Genomic DNA, 16,888 nt, shown 5'->3' on the forward strand with positions numbered 1-16,888 from the left:
ACACCTTTGTATCCAAGAGACATATAATTACAGCTACGTCGCATATGCGATATAGCTGTAATTATATGTCTCTTGGGGTTTGTTTACGTTGGACGATGCCGTGTTCCCAGGCATAGACAGCTGCCTGGGTGCGATCAGCTGTATGCAGTTTCCCTAAAATATTGCTTACATGACCTTTGACGGTTTTTTCGCTGATCACCAGCTTCTCGGCGATCTCAGCATTACTCTGCCCGGCCGCGATTAAGCGCAAGACATCCAGTTCACGCTCGCTCAGGTCAGCACCCAGATTGCGCGCCTCTTTCTTGGTACCCTGGATCTCTTGCACGACTCTGGCTGCGACGCGCGGATGCAGCACCGATTCATCGCGGGCCGCTTTGCGGATGGCATCTGCCAGTTCATCCGGGCCAACATCCTTGAGAACATAAGAGAGCGCACCGGCACGCAGGGCGGGAAAAATATATTCGTCTTCGTGAAATGAGGTCAGGATAACGATCTTCGTATCGGGACTGACCTGTTTGATGCGGCGCGTGGCCTCAATCCCATTCATAGCTGGTAAGATCATATCCATCAGCACGATTGCTGGCTGCAATTCTTGTACCAGCTGTATGGCCATCTCGCCATTGTCAGCTTCGGCCAGTACCTCAATATCTGGCTGCAGTTCCAGAAATATACGTACCCCCTGGCGCACCAGCTTATGGTCATCTACCAGCAGCACTGTGATCATGCCTTCTCCTGCTTCCTGCATCTTTTTAAACTCCTTCGTCCCCAGCAAAGCACATATTTATTGCTGTGCCACGGCACATTGTATATATATCTGCGTTCCCTTGCCTGTGGTACTGCTAATCTCTATCTGGCCTCCCAGCTCATGGATACGCTCCTGCATGGACAGCAGGCCAACGCCGCGCTTCTCTAATTTGTCGGATTGAAAACCTTTACCATTATCAGAGATCCGCAGTACAACCAGCTCTCCGCTGCATTGCAATTGTACCTGCACCTGGGTAGCATTGCTGTGGCGTGCAACGTTCGAGAGAGCCTCCTGAGCCACCCGAAAGAGCGCGTCTTCTAGATTGGGTGAGCATACACACGGCTCCTCAACGTCAACGTTGGCAGCAATCCAGGTTTGATCCTGCCATTGTTTAACATATGCCTGTAGTGCTTGCCCCAGGGATCTGCCTTCCAGCGCCACCGGACGTAGTTCGCGTATCAAGGCGCTCAATTCTTTTTGAATCTCACGCACCAATTGTTCCATATCATCCAGCCGCTGGCGGGCCACTGCAATGTCCTTGCCCATCAGGAGACGAATCGCCCCCACCTGCATGGCCACGACAAAAACTTGCTGCTTGACACTATCATGTAGATCCCGCGCCAGGCGATTGCGCTCTTCCAGGGAGGCTAATTGCTGGCGCGTACGGAGCAGTTGCTGTAGCTGCTCGGCCATACGATTGAGCTGTCGCATCAATTGCCCGAGCTCATCCTCAGAAGTATCGATGGTGCGCGCGGCGAAATCGCCCTTGCTCCATTGATCGGCCGTCAGTGAGAGGCGTCTGAAGCGGCGCGTAAAGCTACGTGCGGTCAGAAAGCCTGCCACGGCCCCCGTTATAGCAGCCAGTACCGTAATAACGATCAAATTAAGCCCGATCAACGGCAAGAGGTTGCTGAAGTTAGCCGAAAAAGATGCATTCGTCAATTGATCTGAGCGTAAGATAATGGCACCCTTGATCTGCTGTCCATCCCGAATAGGGGCCATCAGGACCGCTATGTGCTGGTCATCCTGGAAGGCCTGACCCTGGATGGCGCCTTTCCCTCGCAGCATACTTTGCAGTTGTTGCTGTTCAGTCGGGGAGAGGACACGTTGTAGCTGTGGCCGAGGATCTCCACCCTGCGCGAACAAAACATTTCCCTGACGATCGACCACGGCCAGAAAACTGCTGCTGGTTTTAACAGTATCTTCGAGAGTGCCGCTATTGGTAACCTGTAACCATTTCGCCAGTTCAGCCTGGTCGGGATGCTCATGCACAAAGAAAGGGATGGCCTGATTGGCTAAACTCTGAATATTATTCAACCAGATGCGGTTCGGGAAAGCAAAAAAATAGATCAAGACTACGATAACGGTAATCAATTCAATTAAAAAAACCGTCACTACCGTGGTCAAGAGTGCCGACAGCGTCAACTTCCACTGCAGTCGCTGTCCGGGCCGTTTCAACAAATTCATGCAGCCTGCTCCAATAAACACTTGGCTTATATTCTCCATCATCATAATGGCAATTTTTATTATAGAACATTTCGTTCTCCCATATGCGAATAGGTCTACAGACGCATTATAAAGACACGTCTCTAGCCGCATCACAATATTGGCCATTTCTTTTATTCTTTAGACGTAGCAAGAAACACAATACTGTTTGAGATATAGAGGATGTAAAGGAAATAGCCATGAATACACAATTATTGCGTTATGAATTGCGTCTGCTAGGACCAAAAGTTATTCTGCCGCCACTCGTGGTAATCGTTCTGTTCGCCGCGCTGGCTGTGCTGCTGCATATTCTAGGTGTCAATACCTCCCATGCTTTGATGGCGAGTCAGGAAATGTTCTTGCCGCTCGCCATGGGCGCTATTGTAGCGGCCACTGGCCTGCACGATCCGGCCCTGGAGTTACAACTAACAATGCCAACCAGCTATCGACGTACAGCAATGTATCGCTTTCTGCTGGTGTTAATCTGGGCGGCCTGCGTCGGTTTTCTCACCAATACGATCCTATTCTGGTTCAACCTGGGCTATCAGCCCCAGCAGATTACCTCCTGGGCCCTCGGCTGGCAATTTCTGGTCGGACAATTAATCTGGCTGGCACCACTACTCTGGTTTATGAGTATAGGTTTTTTTATCACTATCCTGACCCACAGCATCTCAGCCAGCGGAGCCGTCCTGGGCGGCATCTGGATCTTAGAGGCCCTGTTTATTAAAAATCTGCTGGAGACGAATGCCTGGCTCCAACCATTGGTACTCTTTCCAACTACCTTGATGCCTGATGCTTCTTTCTGGCTTACGAATCGCCTGGAATTACTGGCCATGGCTGTCATCTTGCTCCCGATTAACTGGTTGCTCTTACGCAACAACGAAAATCTACTCAAAAGCGCTAGCGCTGAATAATACAAGCTGTCACAACAGATGAAAGGGCAACACACATGTATAAGCTTGCAACACTCTTAGGAGCCTTCAAATACGAATTCCTCATGCAGGTACGCCGTCCCTGGCTCTGGATTACGATGGGCCTGATCCAATTAATCATACTGGGCTTTATGTTCCGCACACCGGGCGTAATTCCAATGATCCAGCACCTTAAAAATGCTCCACTGCTGGCCACTACGGCCTACTGGACCAATATTGTCAACTACCTGTTGCCGGTAGCGGTAGCTATCCTGATCGCTGATCGCTTGCCACGTGATAAGCGTACACATGTAGGAGAAATTTTGACGACCCTGCCCGGTTCATCGGCAGCCAGGTTGTGGGGTAAATACCTGGGCAGTACCCTGGCAACGCTACTCCCTATCCTGATCTTCTACAGCGTGGGCATCCTGGTCATCTTTGTACAAACGCTCAATGCCGAGGTATTCTTATTCTCCATCGCCACTTTTGCCACGATCATCTTGCCAGGCATGTTACTGGTGGGAGCGGCAGCGACGGCCTTACCAGCCATCATCTGGGTGCCACTGTTTCAGTTCTTGTTTGTCGGCTACTGGTTCTGGGGCAACCTCTACAAACCGCGTGGCATTCCTACACTCAGCAATACACTTCTGACACCGGCAGGCGGCTATATGAGTCGGGGCTTCTTCGGCGTAACGGTCTTCCCGGTTGACCAGGCCAACGCCCTGCAGGGGATAGAAAGTATGCTGCTCTTGCTCGGGCTGGCCGCCTTGATCATGCTGGCCTTGCATGGTTATCAAAAGTGGCAGCTACATAGACAATAAGACCTGGCAGCGATGGCTACCCGACTGTAGACCCGTTCTAGAAACCCGACCGTAGCCGCATCACAAAAAGAGCGTTAAACATTATGCTATAGACAACGATTGAGAAACAAACAAACGAACTTAAACATAGTAATAAATTTGGAAAATCAGGAAGGACACCAGACAATGCAAATTCAAATTCAGCAACTCAATAAAATCTATCACGGCAACGTGCAGGCATTAAATAATTTATCCCTCGAGATCCCCAATGGTATGTTTGGCCTCTTAGGCCCCAATGGAGCTGGTAAAACAACCTTTATGCGTATCCTGGCCGGTATCCTACAACCTACCAGTGGCACGATCCAGGTTGGCCCTTATGAGGCGACCAGCGCTCAGGGACGTCAATCAGTACAAAAGATACTGGGCTACCTGCCACAGGACCTGGGAATGTATCCTGATCTAAGTGCGCGTGAATTCCTGGATTATGTGGCGATCCTGAAGGGTCTGACCGAGCGCAAGGTCCGTCAGCAGCGTGTCGAAGAACTGTTGGAGATGGTCGCGCTAAAACATGTTGCCCAGCGTAAAATCAAGACCTATTCAGGCGGTATGAAACGTCGGGTTGGCATCGCCCAGGCGTTACTCAATAACCCCGGCTTCTTGATTGTGGACGAGCCAACCGCTGGCCTGGACCCAGAAGAGCGTATCCGCTTCCGCAACCTGCTATCGGACCTGGCTGGCGAGCGAACAGTACTGCTCTCAACCCATATCGTTGAAGATATCGCCCAGACCTGCCGCAACATAGCCATGATGAAGTCCGGCCAGGTCATCTTCCAGGGCACCATTGCCCAGATGCTTGAGCAGACCCGTGGCTATGTCTGGCATATCACTACCGACGGCCCACGGCCTGAAGGCAACTTTAGTATCGTCTCAACCACCCAGATGAGTAGCAGCACTCAATATCGTGTGGTTGGCACGCCTACAGCCAACCAGCAGGCAGTGCAAGTCGAACCCGGCCTCGAAGATGGCTATGTCTGGTTCATGCACAGACAATCCAATCAATAAATGCCGCGCTCGCCATACATGGCCTCGCGCCTGCGGCGCACAACAAATGGTATATATTTTTGCAGCACCTGTGTAGATACGCAGGTGCTGCAAAAATATATAAAAGGCATGGGAGCGTCTATCAATGCGATGCAGCTCCAGGGCTTTTTCATGTTCTTACACAGATCACGAGCAAATGCCGCGAGGTCCATTCTTTCAGGTGTGGAGTGTGGTGGGTGGCCGCGGCCACCCACCACACTCTCAATCCGGCACCGCAGGCGCCAAAGAGGAACATGAAAAAGTCCTGATGAAACTTCGTGGGTAGTGCGTTTTTTCTGTTAGGAGTTGTATGATATATATCAATATAAGTAATTCGATATAGAAACGCAGGTGCGTGCAATGGAGAGTTTTCAGCAGAAGAACTTCTCTGAAGTCGTGAAGTATCAGCGTGAGATACGTGGCTGGTCACAAGCTAGAATGGCCGAAGAACTGGGCACCACCCCTAACCGCATCAGTTCATGGGAGCGAGGCGTCTCGGTCCCTTCAGCCTACTTTCGTGAAAAATTGTGCACACACCTGGATATGGATGCACATGAGCTAGGCCTGGTACAGGTAACGCCACCCGCCAGCACTTCAATCATAACGCAAGAGCCACCCACAACCCCTGCTGCCCCAGAAATGGATGTAGTAACAGCTACAGGTCCGGAATATGCACTACAGCCAGCACGGAAGAGACGGCCACTGCTCATTGCTACGCTCATCTTGCTCATTGTATTGATCGCTGCTATGCTCACCGCTTATAGCAGCGGTTTCATTAGCTTCGGCCCACCAAATCCCTATGCTCCACACACAGGCCACCTGGCACTTAATGATACACTCCAACAACCTGATAGTACATCAGACTGGCAGCAAGGCGCCAATGAGACCCAGGCGCGCTGCCTGTTTAAAAATAATACGTATGTTGCCTATCAGCCTCTTGCCGGCTTCTTCCACGCCTGTATAGCTCAGAAAACTGATTATGCTAATTTTGCCTATGAAGTAGAGATGAATATTCAACAAGGTGAGTTTGGAGGTATCGTCTTCAGATCAGAAGATAGCATTGATGGCCATTATTATCTTTTCCGCGTGCATACAGATGGCTCGTACTGGTTTTATCGCTTCGCCGACCATAGCATCGGCCATGCAACCTTGCTCGACCAGGGAAATTGCGGGGCGTTTAATAAGGGTCTCAATCAGCCTAACCTGCTCGCAGTCGTAGCCCAGAACGATATCCTGACGCTCTATATCAATCGGCAAGAGGTCTCATCAATCCACGATGCCGGCTATACCCATGGACAGATCGGCTTGCTCGCCGGCTCAATAACAACAGGGCCAGCCGAAGTAGACTTTAAGAACGTCAGGGTCTGGATCCTCTAGACCCTGGATGGTACTTTGCTATCTACGCTCATACGATTGCCTTCTCAGGTTCTGCCACTCGCGTTCCAGCATCGCATAAAACATGGTATCCCACCAGCGACCCTTCATCCATTCACTTTCAAGCTGAGAACCTTCATAACGCATACCGATTTTCTCCAACACATGTGCTGAAGCAACATTTTCAGACAGGCAGTAAGCCCAGATACGATGAAGCTGCAATTGTTCAAAGCCAAATGCCAGCAAGGCACGTGATGCCTCAGTCGCATAGCCATAGCCCCAATAATGGCGATCCAGTTCATAGCCCAGATCAGCCATATCGGCCTGCGCATGGCTCATACGCAAACCACAATTACCGATCAGCTGATTATTCTTACGCAGCACAATCGCCAACTGATACTTCTTACGCGGGCGCTCACGGCCCCAATTGATAAACATCCGTATCAAGGAATGCACATCCAGCTCGGTCCGTTCATGCCAGGGATTAAAACGCAAGAATTCGGGATCAGATTGATACTCTAGTGTCGGTTTCCAATCTCGTTCATCGAAATCACGTAGAATAAGTCGTTCTGTTGTCAATATCATAGAAATAATACTGTTTTCTATTTATTCAACCCCAAGATCCCAGGCTTGCTGCAGATCGGCCCGTGAGAAGCATTTAAAACCCATCAATGTATGCGTCTTGGTAATAGTAGTAAGTTTCAACATATGATCGGTAACAACACTGGCCAGATCTTCATAATTTTGGAAACGCAATAAAGCAACCAGATCATATTCGCCAGTCACAGAATAGACCTCCGCCACGCCATCTACTTCCATCAAGCGCTGTGCGGTCTCATTCACAGTGCCCCGTTGCACATTGATCAAGACAAGTGCGGTAACCATTGCTTTATTCCCTTTCTTTAACACACGCGATTAAAAGCCATCACGAAGGATAAGTCCTCTTATTATATCCTATGTGCTCCAATCTTGTGGGCATTACTACCTCGTGTGTAGCGGAATATCTATAGTGTGGAGATTTCTTTTGTATGCTTCAGGAAAGTTTGTACAGCTGTAGTCGCTTGCTCAACGAGGTTTGCCTGACCATCGAGCCAGACGATGCGTTTATCGCGTCTGAACCAGCTTAATTGGCGACGGGTGAAGTCGTGCGAGGCATATTTTAAGCGCTGCACCATTTCGGCCTCGCTAGTGAATTCGCCTCGCAGCCAGCGACTAACAAAACGATATTCCAGCCCAAATGCATCCAGGCGTTCATGGCTAAGCCCTTTTGCCAGTTGCTCTTGCACCTCTTGCACCAGGCCCTGCTGTAGACGTTCATCGATACGACTATCAATACGTTGATACAGTAGCGCACGCGGCCATTCAATGCCCAGCAAGAGGCAACGATAGAGGGGATTGGAGGTTCCACGTTGCTGTGAGAAGGGTTGTCCGGTTACCAGGCAAACCTCCAGAGCGCGAATCACACGACGAGGGTTCTGGCGATCAATGCTGCTCGCACTTTGTGGGTCCAGTTGCTCAAGTTGCGCCAGTAAATCATCTAAAGGGCGGGCCTCCAGCTGCGCGCGCAACTCCGGTTGTGGTGGCACGGTAGGGATATCGAAATGATCAACTACTGTCTGTATATAATGTGGTGACCCCCCAACCAACAAAGGCTGATGCCCGCGTTGCAGGATGGCATTGATGGCGGCGATCGCCGCATGCTGAAATTGCGATACACTGTAAACCTCTTGCGGCTCCACAACATCTAGCAGATGATGTGGAACCAGGGCCCGCTCTTCAAGGGTCACCTTGGCGGTCCCGATATCGAGGCCACGATATACCTGGCGTGAATCGGCGGAGACAATCTCTCCATTAAAGCGCTGCGCCAGCGCAATACCCAGGGCGCTTTTACCAGAAGCAGTCGGACCCAGTATTACTACCAGGTCTGGCTGCACTATATTTGTTTCGTTCCCCACAGCAATCCTTCTAAAGACGTTTGTACTTCACCAGATAATCAACACGCTCCACTAATCCCACAGTAATGGCTACCGCTAACAGGATACCAAATACTGTAAAGAGGTTGAAGCCAAAGCCAAAGGTCAGGAAAATGCCGAGGGTAGATCCAACCAGGAGGGCAAGAATAATCATCATCCAGCGCGACTGACGAGTCGAGGTCTGGACGCTTTTGATCATGGCCAGAATGGTACGATGGGGCCTCTGATAGACGCCAGTGGTCGCCCCAACCGCCACTGCGACCAGCATGACCACTAACTGTATCCAACCCAGTTGCGTGCGCACTGCAAGCTGCCAGATGAATTCGCCCAGGCTAAGTATCACCAGGGCGCTGGCCATCCCTGTCAATACACGGTTATAGACATCTTGCGCGCGCCAGTTGCGCTCAAATTGCAATACCAGGGCTCCAATAGTCGCTACCGGTATCGAAATGAAAAGCGTTAATAAGAACAGAGGATTACTGTTGTGCGCTGGTCCGTTCAATGGGAGAGGATGCCATGGCGCTAGCCAGGTATACGCCAGGCTGGCCATCATAAAGGAACAGGCCAGGGTAAGTATCAACAACTGCCAGCGCCGTGTAGTGGACCCTATAGGCCAGGGGTCCCAGTCATCCATTTGAGGCGTACCATATTTAGCCAGATCACCACCGGCTCGCTGGAGTATTGGAGGTGTCATTACCTGCCCGTTACCTCTTACAGCAGGCATTTCACCCTGACTATCTAATTCATCATCATCATAATAGTCTAGATCAGCCCCGTTTGTGCGGCCCGGATGGCGCTTATTGCGCACGATAAAGCCCTGAACCTCCGCCTCCACCTTTACATGCAGCTCACCGCGCACATCGTCATCCAGGGTGATCACGACTAACCCACTATAATGACTCTGGCGGCTAAGCTGCAAGCTATTTACACGCACACCAATCTCAGCTTGAGCCGCATTAAAGGTCGTCTGGCTCAACTGAATCCAGGGATCGTCGGTATGCACGGTTCCACTGACAACCTCGCCTGCCTCATCTCCAATGGTAATCTTCAATGGCGCCGAGAGGCCCGGATATACCGTCCCAAAGTCCAGTACACGCGGACTAACAGGTATAGCCATATGCCCCTTCTGAGGCGGGCGTTGCCGATTGTTTATGCTGGCCGCCGCCTGGGTTACAGGTGGTGGCGTATGATGACGTACCGTTGGATTGCGTACCTGTACATTGACGTTGCTTACCGTATTATTCGCATTGATCGCTGGCGGAGTAGGATAGCGGGTCGTACCAGTTTTACTGAGATAAACAGCCTCAACAAATTGCTCGATCGCATCTACCGGGTCCGCTACCGTTCTGGCCAGGTGGCTGGCAACCTCTGACAGCTCATCCTCACCCAGATCCAGTAGCCAGGATTCAATCTCCTGGTCCAGCAGGTATTCCGCAGCCTCTTCAGGATAGGTGGCGCATAGCATAGCCAGTTCTTCGGGGGTCGAGGCCACATCGCCAGTTGCAAAGCCAAAGGTACCCACACCAAGCAAGGCGTGGCGGAACATCTCTACACTCTCATAGCGCTCACTTGGCTTGATGCTGGTCGCCTTCTCCAGGGCTCGGGCCACCATCGGAGAGATACGCGGATTAATATCGCGCACATTCTCCAGCCCAAACCCCTCATCTGACAATGTATTGGTTAACAGATGAAAAATCGTCATGCCAAGCGCATAAATATCCGAGCGCTCATCGGTCTGGGCCTTCCCATATTGCTCAGGAGGAGCATAGCCGGGCGTCCCCAGGACCTGAGTATCCGGGGCATGTGAAGGACGGAAAAAACGCGCAATGCCGAAATCAATCAGCTTAATCTGGCCACTGCGCGTCAACATAATATTGCCGGGTTTCATATCGCGGAAAATGATCGGTGGACTATGGCTATGCAGATAGGCCAGCACATCACATAATTGACGTGCCCAATCCAATACGCGCCGCTCGGGGAAGGGAGCCTTATTGCGCTCCAGCAGTTCCTCCAGCGTAAACCCATCAATATAATCCATCACCAGAAAGTAACGATCATTCTGGGTGAACACACCGTGTACGGTGGGCAGGTTAGGATGGTGCAAAGACCATAACATCTTTGCCTCCACCTTAAAGTTGTGGATCGTCTGTTGCTGCTCATTTGGCGGGATTAAAGACAGGCTCATCTCTTTAATGGCATAGAGTTGTCCCTGCTCTTTAATGTCCTTCGCCAGATATACCGCACCCATGCCACCTTTTCCAATCACCCTTTGGATCTGGTAGCGCTTATGAAGAAAGGTGCCGCGGTCCAGAAGACCGGTTTGGTGTTTCGATCGGCCGCTGATTGTGAGCCCCCCATCTTTTCACTGCATTTGTACGGGATACGATATGTGCCCTTCAGTATAGCATACCCCCGTTAGGACCTACTACCTACTAGGAAGGTAGATTACACTCTAAATTCCTGGGGCATGTTACAATTCAATTGATCGCACTACTACCACTTATATGACTGTTCCTGCGCAGAATCATACACATAATTTGACGTAAATTATTGTTACAAAGTAAAACGTACACAAGCATAAGTACTATTAGTATCAATAACTTGCTGTGCCACAAACTTGATATACCTAATACATAGATACAGATCAACCCATCAATCAGGTATTTAATAACCTGATGCAGTCCCAACAAAGAAGAGCGCACTGAACAAAGCAGCCACTTGTACAGGCAGTCAGAGGCAACATCGCACCTGGCTGGCGATGCTCATATCTACTACCAACGAAATATATTACACTTCTCGTTCAAAAAAGTATGGGCCCTGCAAAGTATTATTTCATGCATCTGTTTATAATGTCTCTAGCAAATGTTAGTAAGAGAGTCAAGGTTGGTATTTTGTATGACAAGCATAATTAGATCTCGTAGTCGTCAAAAAACTCATCTATTTCTCGCGCTCAGTTCGTTCATAATTGTAGCAAGTGGAGTGGTAGGATTTTTCTGGCAGACACAACAAAGTAGTAAAGCCGCAGACATGTCAGTTGTTGGAGGGCCCTCACTCTCAGCCGCCGCTGTAGATCATATTTTTGCCCAGGCGGGAAGCCCTATGGTTGGCACCGGAGCCATCGTCGAGCAGGCCTCGCGCACACCCATATTGATGATGCCTTTGCGCTGGGCGTGTGGTGGACCGAGACCAACGATGGCATGGCAGGTGTAGGGTTGGGAGATCGCAATCCAGGCAGTGTACGTGGCAACGGCGTCTATCCAGTGGCCTACGATGGCTACACCGTCTACCCTTCTTACGCCGCAGCCGTCACTGAATGGTTCAATTTGCTCAATAACAGATATGTTGGTCAGGGAGCCACTACCGTCTACAGTATCAGTGGACCCTACGTTGGAACCTCTGGCTCTGGCAACTGGGCCTACAAGGTTATCAACCTGATGGCTCGCTATCGCAACGAGGCCCCACCACCAGATCCAACGACACAGCCAACACAGACCCCGAAAGCTCAGCCGACACCACAGACGCGGTCGTACATACCTATTGGGAATGAACAAAACTGGGAACAACTGGCAAACGCCAAACGTCACCAACTCTGGCTCAACAAGAACGAAGGCAATAACAATACAGGAGCCAGGCCGCAGATAGCCACTATCTCCAATACCCGGGATGGTACAACCGCCTCTGCGCAAGCAGCCGAACAATCCACGCAGCCACAACCACTACTCATTGGTATCATCATGTTGCTGGCCATCATCCTGGCAGGGGTAGGCCTGACAATACGACGCCGCCAGACAGTCATTGTGCCGGCAGCAGGCGTTTCCGCCTGGACGCGCACTAGCCTGGCTGCGGTCCGTTTCCCCACCACAGAAAAACTGGCACCGGTCGCGCCAACACCCATGCTGGCCGAAATTGGTGTGATCCCACCGACACCCATGCTGGCCGGTATCGGAGCTGTCCCGCTCACACCATACATGCCAGCTTACAACGAAGCGCCTGCTTATCCGCAATATAAAACAAACCAGTTCCAGCCCCATACCAGCAGCACCCGTATAGCGCGCCCAACCCGGCTCGTCAAAGCCTCAGGCATCAACACAGAACAACTGCAACCAATAACTATAGGAAAGAAAACTGCTGCTACTGGTAGTGATACCGAGGCGCTCAAACCCATCCAGACAGGCATAACCCTACCGAACCGAGTCCCTGTAAAAGCGGGTAACCGGGCAGGAGGGCTACTCACGCGATTTGGCAATGGCACGGAAAATCACTAAAAAAACTGTTGACAAAATAGCGTCATCGGTGTTAATATAATCCACGTAGTCCAGCAGGACATGCCCTCGTGGCGGAATGGTATACGCAGCAGCTTGAGGGGCTGTGCCGAGAGGCGTGGTGGTTCGAGTCCACTCGAGGGCACTTGATTATAGCATCCGAAATGATTAAATCGGATCGGATGCTAATCCGTATCTGCAAGACAACACACAAGGGCGATTAGCTCAGCTGGTTAGAGCGGCTGCTTTACACGCAGTAGGTCTGGGGTTCGAATCCCTAATCGCCCACCTGAATAAGCCTGAGAAGCCCATCCATAGTAAGCAGACAGCAAAGCTATGGATGGGCTTTTTGGCGTTTCAAACCTACTGCTTCGTTAGAATGGCTGGTTTTTTCTTCTCAGTTGACTTCGTGCGGTTGAGTTGACGGTACCATCAGTGGCCTCAGGAGTTTCTCTGGTTATTGGCTTTTTTCCGCTTTGTTAGTCTGCGTGTGGCCTGGAGATCCATTCCCCGATAGAGAGTATCAACGGAAAATTGGATCTTCAAATGTTCAAGCTTGACCATGCTATTTGGTCCATAAGTTCGGAATTTCCAGCCATCCTCTTCACGATGGTAGACCTCTATCCATATGCTGAGTGAATCAACAATGACATATTCTTGTATAGTAGGGTGTTCTAAGTAGGCACGCAGTTTCTCTCCTGTATCAATTGCTTCAGTGCTGGGAGAGAGGACATCGACAACGATGCAAGGATGAAGTATAGAATTGTCCAGTGTATGATCGTTTTCATCACAGCTTACACTGAGGTCGGGGTAGACATAGTAAGACTCTGAAAGAACCAGGCGCATATCAGAATTATATGTCCAGCATGAACTGTTTTCTAGAGCATTCCCTAGCATGGCTCCAAGTCTTGAAATGAGTGCGGAATGGTACGTGCTCTCACCAGCCAGCATTCTGACTTCCCCGTCCAGGTATTCATAGCGCGCATCATGACTATTATCGTCGAGTGCAAGGTAGTCTTCTACGCTCATGAATAGATATTCTGGGAGTGCCATGACCATTCCTCCAATACTGTTATTTCTCCCTAAGAAGTCTGGACCCTTTAGATCATATCATATTTCCCTCATACGAGTTTTATGCTTTGCAGTATGGCAGTTTGCTGATGAGAGATCTGGCTGGAAGGCCGAACTCTTCCTTGCCATCGGCAAAAAGGACTTCGATGTCCCAGCGCGCCGAGATATGCGCCAACAGTCCCTGCGCTGAAGCGTCTAAATCGCGGGAGGCCCAATATAGATAGCCCAGAAGAGAGAGAAAAGAACGAACGAGTTGAAGATGTTAGTCTGACTATTGCGCAATCTTTTTATCTCCATTTGTAATGCTGTTTTATACTGATTAATAAAGGAATATGTTAATAGATCGAGCATTTATAGCCATAGGATGCTGATAATAGTCTCAAAGTAGGAATGTGGTGGTGAAGGATGCAAAGGTATAAAACAATCACAGAAGATATCAAGACAGAGCAATCTCAAGCCGAAGATGTTACAATAATAACCTTTGGCATCTCCCTTTATAAACGCATTAACAGGATACGTACACAGATACTATTTTGGTGCATCCTCATAATAGGCGGCATAATACGCTTCGTTCAATTCCCATCACTTCCGGCTGGAATTGGTCAGGACGAGGCAAGCGCGGCCTACGAGTCGTACGCCTTATTAACAAGAGGTACCGATCGCTGGGGCAACAAATTTCCGATCTATTTTCCGTCATGGGGATCAGGTCAAAATGTATTGCAATCGTATCTCAACATTCCCTTTATCAAATTATTTGGACTAAATACTTTTGGAGCCAGATTTTTACCTACGCTGCTGGGTGTCATGACTTTGATCATGCTCTACCTTTTCATTAAAAAACTCTATAATACTCGGACTGGACTTCTGGCAATGCTTATGCTTAGCCTCACACCATGGCATATTATGCTGTCAAGATGGAGTCTGGAATCAAATCTACTCCCTTTCTTTCTCCTGATCGGCGTGGCCTCCATGGTTTATTGTTATACTTCCTCCGCTAGAAAAGTGCTTCTCCCTTTTTCACTTATGTTCCTGGCACTTTCCTGCTATGCATATGGTATAGCGATCCTGATTATTCCAGGGATAGTGGGACCCTATTTTCTCATCCGCCATAAAACAATTTTCGCCTATAAAACAGGCTTCTTGCTCAGTCTGGGGATATTCCTGCTTCTCACAATGCCATTCTTGCTATTCATCTTGGATAACAATATATTGCATTACACTCCCACATTCCTTACTCACTTACCATTCACTATTCCATTGCTTATTAGTAGCCGCTTAACTCAAATCAACAATGGTCAAAATCTTTTGGCCTTCAATACACATTTCCTCATCAGCGATTTTTGTGACGGCGCAATCTCAAATAATCTGAATCGGTTTCAACCACTCAGCATGGTAACACTTCCAGGCGCGGCCTTAGGCGTCTATTATAGCCTTAAGAAACATGGCGATGCCACCATCTTCGTCATCTGGCTGGTCGCAACTCTGCCCCTTTTCTTTCTTGTTCCGCTCAATATCAATCGCAGTAATGCTATCTTTATACCACTAATAGCGCTAAGCGCAATCGGAATCAGTGGACTGTTTAACGATATCAGTTATAAGAATGTTAAATGGCTCTTCCTGATAGTCATCCTGGCTATTACGCTAAGCTATAGTGGGCTTTTTTGTAGTGATTATTTTACAAACTACAATAGTTACATTGGCTATGCATTCAACGATGGGTTGGATCAAGCTTTCCTTACCACCAAAACTCAGGCAACGTCTGGAGAGCCCATCTATTTTTCTGCTAGTATCCCAATGAATTATGTCTATCTCCTCTATTTTTTGCATATAGATCCCTACGATTTTCAGCACCACTCATCAGTCATCGCTGTTGGCGATACCTACAAGGTTCTGAGCTACCGCAAATATTACTTCTATCTGACAGAACCGCAGTTGACAGCAGCCCCATCATATATCGCAATCCTCAAAGGCGGCGAACAAATCAATTGCCACTCTTACCAGGTACTCTACTACCAGGGAGCATGGATGGTTGAGCGATGTAACAATAGATGACGGTACCGTATGCTTTGCAGTATAGTGGTTTACTGATGAGAGATCTGGCTGGAAGGAGATGCGAATAGCGCTGTTCTCATGTGCCCCTTTAAATTACACTGATTTACGCTCTCTTTTAGGCTGAGCAAACAGGGTGCCAGCCAGAATTTGACAACTCAGTATTAAACCTGCCCCACCAACTATGTAGAAAACAACTGAGCCGAGTATCCCATAATTAAATAGATGTCTGAATGCAATAAAAACGGCAAGGGATATGACAAGTATAAGACAGCCAAGACCTAGCGGCGTTCTTCTGGGAAAGTATGGATAGCCCAATATGAGCCAGAGGCCAAAGCCAAGTAAGAGACCATTCAACAGTGCTACGAGCGCGGAAAGTGTGAGGTCGGGGTGAGGATTGATACCAGTGAACCAGATATCAAAAACCATTGCAAATACATAGGGAAAGAGGCCAGCGATAAACCTTTTTGGTCGCTTGAACATCAACTTTTGCATATGGAATCCCTTCAGCATTTTGAGTAAATAAACACAATACAAATTAGGTACTAATTTCACTCATACCGTCTGCGGCGTTTTTGTTGATGAAGATACTTGATAAAAGGGCTCCCTCTTTTTAAACCACATAAACACATAAATGTAGCAAGTATAGTGATGCCAACTGGCGTCAACCAGAGGTTTCTAAAAGTAGCAACCTCTGCGTCATGCGGATTACCAGGATTATAGAGCACAGGCACTTTGTCCCCTATAGCATAGGTATGTGAACAAGAACCATTGGCATCTCTTTCAAAATCTACCTCTTGATTATCACGAGTTTCAAAGAATACATCATAACTATCATTAGTATGTATGTTGCAATCAATAGCTTCGTCATACTGGTAAACGTACCCTGTGGTCGAGACTCCACGTGTAACCAAAATCCATGAGTCTGCGATCTTCCAGCAACCGAAAATGACCATAAATAATATAACTATTGCTATAATCAGACCACAACCTGGAGCAGGGGTCTTACCGAAAGCCTCATTGAAGGTGAGCTTAAGGTCTCCTACGAACGATCTTTTCTCAGGTATTAGTACTTCCTCGCGTGCTTGCCGCCTAACTTTTGGCATCTCCAGCACTCCTTGCAATACAATTAATAAAA

16 protein-coding genes and 2 tRNA genes are annotated in these 16,888 nt (G+C 49.0%); 9 read left to right on the plus strand and 9 right to left on the minus strand.

Translation table 11 applies throughout. The annotated features are described in order from the left end of the window. Positions 1 to 61 precede the first annotated feature (61 nt). Together EL645_RS10675 and EL645_RS10680 are read right to left on the minus strand one after the other, a co-directional pair. Positions 62 to 745, minus strand: coding sequence for a response regulator (locus EL645_RS10675; RefSeq protein WP_126550010.1), 684 nt, complete (start codon positions 743 to 745; stop codon positions 62 to 64). A gap of 36 nt (positions 746 to 781) precedes the next feature. Next, entirely contained in the window at positions 782 to 2,212 is a 1,431-nt protein-coding gene (locus tag EL645_RS10680; RefSeq protein WP_161977283.1) for a HAMP domain-containing sensor histidine kinase, read from the minus strand. A 218-nt stretch (positions 2,213 to 2,430) separates the two neighbouring features. On the opposite strand from EL645_RS10680, the gene EL645_RS10685 reads away from it, so the two are divergent. The 4 genes from EL645_RS10685 to EL645_RS10700 all read left to right on the plus strand — a co-directional run bounded on the left by EL645_RS10685 (position 2,431) and on the right by EL645_RS10700 (position 6,398). Then, positions 2,431 to 3,144 carry a hypothetical protein gene (locus tag EL645_RS10685; protein WP_126550012.1) on the plus strand — a complete coding sequence of 238 codons (714 nt, stop codon included), beginning with the start codon at positions 2,431 to 2,433 and terminating at the stop codon, positions 3,142 to 3,144. A 35-nt stretch (positions 3,145 to 3,179) separates the two neighbouring features. Then, positions 3,180 to 3,962, plus strand: coding sequence for an ABC transporter permease (locus tag EL645_RS10690; protein ID WP_126550013.1), 783 nt, complete (start codon positions 3,180 to 3,182; stop codon positions 3,960 to 3,962). A gap of 165 nt (positions 3,963 to 4,127) precedes the next feature. Beyond that, entirely contained in the window at positions 4,128 to 5,003 is an 876-nt protein-coding gene (locus EL645_RS10695; RefSeq protein ID WP_126550014.1) for an ABC transporter ATP-binding protein, read from the plus strand. A 378-nt stretch (positions 5,004 to 5,381) separates the two neighbouring features. Further along, on the plus strand, positions 5,382 to 6,398 hold the full coding sequence (locus EL645_RS10700; RefSeq protein WP_126550015.1) for a helix-turn-helix domain-containing protein: 1,017 nt from the start codon (positions 5,382 to 5,384) through the stop codon (positions 6,396 to 6,398). Positions 6,399 to 6,416: 18 nt separating this feature from the next. Here the strand turns inward: EL645_RS10700 and EL645_RS10705 are convergent, their stop codons facing one another. The 4 genes from EL645_RS10705 to EL645_RS10720 all read right to left on the minus strand — a co-directional run bounded on the left by EL645_RS10705 (position 6,417) and on the right by EL645_RS10720 (position 10,712). Beyond that, positions 6,417 to 6,980, minus strand: a complete 564-nt coding sequence (locus EL645_RS10705) for a GNAT family N-acetyltransferase (RefSeq protein ID WP_126550016.1) — start codon at positions 6,978 to 6,980, stop codon at positions 6,417 to 6,419. Positions 6,981 to 7,001: 21 nt separating this feature from the next. Beyond that, positions 7,002 to 7,280, minus strand: a complete 279-nt coding sequence (locus EL645_RS10710) for an Lrp/AsnC family transcriptional regulator (RefSeq protein WP_126550017.1) — start codon at positions 7,278 to 7,280, stop codon at positions 7,002 to 7,004. Positions 7,281 to 7,399: 119 nt separating this feature from the next. Next, positions 7,400 to 8,350 carry a tRNA (adenosine(37)-N6)-dimethylallyltransferase MiaA gene (gene miaA / locus EL645_RS10715; protein ID WP_161977284.1) on the minus strand — a complete coding sequence of 317 codons (951 nt, stop codon included), beginning with the start codon at positions 8,348 to 8,350 and terminating at the stop codon, positions 7,400 to 7,402. A gap of 10 nt (positions 8,351 to 8,360) precedes the next feature. Further along, a complete protein-coding gene (locus tag EL645_RS10720) occupies positions 8,361 to 10,712 on the minus strand; it encodes a serine/threonine protein kinase (RefSeq protein WP_307720573.1) in 2,352 nt (783 codons plus the stop codon). A gap of 551 nt (positions 10,713 to 11,263) precedes the next feature. On the opposite strand from EL645_RS10720, the gene EL645_RS10725 reads away from it, so the two are divergent. From EL645_RS10725 to EL645_RS10740, 4 genes are all read left to right on the plus strand, one after another. Further along, positions 11,264 to 11,578 (plus strand): hypothetical protein, encoded by a 315-nt coding sequence (locus EL645_RS10725; protein ID WP_126550020.1) that lies wholly within the window; start codon positions 11,264 to 11,266, stop codon positions 11,576 to 11,578. Between the two features lie 2 nt (positions 11,579 to 11,580). Then, on the plus strand, positions 11,581 to 12,633 hold the full coding sequence (locus EL645_RS10730; protein ID WP_246035340.1) for a hypothetical protein: 1,053 nt from the start codon (positions 11,581 to 11,583) through the stop codon (positions 12,631 to 12,633). A 62-nt stretch (positions 12,634 to 12,695) separates the two neighbouring features. Then, positions 12,696 to 12,775: transfer RNA gene (locus EL645_RS10735), tRNA-Leu, on the plus strand. Positions 12,776 to 12,844: 69 nt separating this feature from the next. Then, positions 12,845 to 12,918 (plus strand) — tRNA-Val (locus EL645_RS10740). Between the two features lie 153 nt (positions 12,919 to 13,071). Here the strand turns inward: EL645_RS10740 and EL645_RS10745 are convergent. Further along, positions 13,072 to 13,683, minus strand: a complete 612-nt coding sequence (locus EL645_RS10745; protein WP_161977286.1) for a Uma2 family endonuclease — start codon at positions 13,681 to 13,683, stop codon at positions 13,072 to 13,074. A 423-nt stretch (positions 13,684 to 14,106) separates the two neighbouring features. Between EL645_RS10745 and EL645_RS46325 the strand changes: the two genes are divergently transcribed. After that, the gene (locus EL645_RS46325) at positions 14,107 to 15,753 is read left to right on the plus strand and encodes a glycosyltransferase family 39 protein (protein ID WP_126550023.1); all 1,647 of its coding nucleotides are present in this window, start codon (positions 14,107 to 14,109) and stop codon (positions 15,751 to 15,753) included. A 93-nt stretch (positions 15,754 to 15,846) separates the two neighbouring features. On the opposite strand, the gene EL645_RS10755 is transcribed toward EL645_RS46325, so the two are convergent. Both EL645_RS10755 and EL645_RS10760 read right to left on the minus strand, forming a co-directional pair. Further along, positions 15,847 to 16,245: a hypothetical protein gene (locus tag EL645_RS10755; protein WP_126550024.1), complete on the minus strand. Its 399-nt coding sequence runs from the start codon at positions 16,243 to 16,245 to the stop codon at positions 15,847 to 15,849. Between the two features lie 56 nt (positions 16,246 to 16,301). Further along, positions 16,302 to 16,856 (minus strand): DUF3592 domain-containing protein, encoded by a 555-nt coding sequence (locus EL645_RS10760; RefSeq protein ID WP_126550025.1) that lies wholly within the window; start codon positions 16,854 to 16,856, stop codon positions 16,302 to 16,304. Positions 16,857 to 16,888: the final 32 nt, after the last annotated feature.

The organism is Dictyobacter kobayashii (assembly GCF_003967555.1).
In the GTDB taxonomy this organism is placed as follows: Bacteria; Chloroflexota; Ktedonobacteria; order Ktedonobacterales; family Ktedonobacteraceae; genus Dictyobacter; species Dictyobacter kobayashii.

What these genes read in the sequence shown, in the direction of transcription:
- EL645_RS10705 (WP_126550016.1), bottom strand. Translation starts at nt 6,980, where the DNA reads ATGATATTGACAACAGAACGACTTATTCTACGTGATTTCGATGAACGA.
- EL645_RS10680 (WP_161977283.1), bottom strand. Translation starts at nt 2,212, where the DNA reads ATGAATTTGTTGAAACGGCCCGGACAGCGACTGCAGTGGAAGTTGACG.
- EL645_RS46325 (WP_126550023.1), top strand. Translation starts at nt 14,107, where the DNA reads ATGCAAAGGTATAAAACAATCACAGAAGATATCAAGACAGAGCAATCT.
- EL645_RS10675 (WP_126550010.1), bottom strand. Translation starts at nt 745, where the DNA reads ATGCAGGAAGCAGGAGAAGGCATGATCACAGTGCTGCTGGTAGATGAC.
- EL645_RS10685 (WP_126550012.1), top strand. Translation starts at nt 2,431, where the DNA reads ATGAATACACAATTATTGCGTTATGAATTGCGTCTGCTAGGACCAAAA.
- EL645_RS10760 (WP_126550025.1), bottom strand. Translation starts at nt 16,856, where the DNA reads ATGCCAAAAGTTAGGCGGCAAGCACGCGAGGAAGTACTAATACCTGAG.
- EL645_RS10725 (WP_126550020.1), top strand. Translation starts at nt 11,264, where the DNA reads ATGACAAGCATAATTAGATCTCGTAGTCGTCAAAAAACTCATCTATTT.
- EL645_RS10745 (WP_161977286.1), bottom strand. Translation starts at nt 13,683, where the DNA reads ATGGCACTCCCAGAATATCTATTCATGAGCGTAGAAGACTACCTTGCA.
- EL645_RS10710 (WP_126550017.1), bottom strand. Translation starts at nt 7,280, where the DNA reads ATGGTTACCGCACTTGTCTTGATCAATGTGCAACGGGGCACTGTGAAT.
- EL645_RS10695 (WP_126550014.1), top strand. Translation starts at nt 4,128, where the DNA reads ATGCAAATTCAAATTCAGCAACTCAATAAAATCTATCACGGCAACGTG.
- EL645_RS10755 (WP_126550024.1), bottom strand. Translation starts at nt 16,245, where the DNA reads ATGCAAAAGTTGATGTTCAAGCGACCAAAAAGGTTTATCGCTGGCCTC.
- EL645_RS10690 (WP_126550013.1), top strand. Translation starts at nt 3,180, where the DNA reads ATGTATAAGCTTGCAACACTCTTAGGAGCCTTCAAATACGAATTCCTC.
- EL645_RS10700 (WP_126550015.1), top strand. Translation starts at nt 5,382, where the DNA reads ATGGAGAGTTTTCAGCAGAAGAACTTCTCTGAAGTCGTGAAGTATCAG.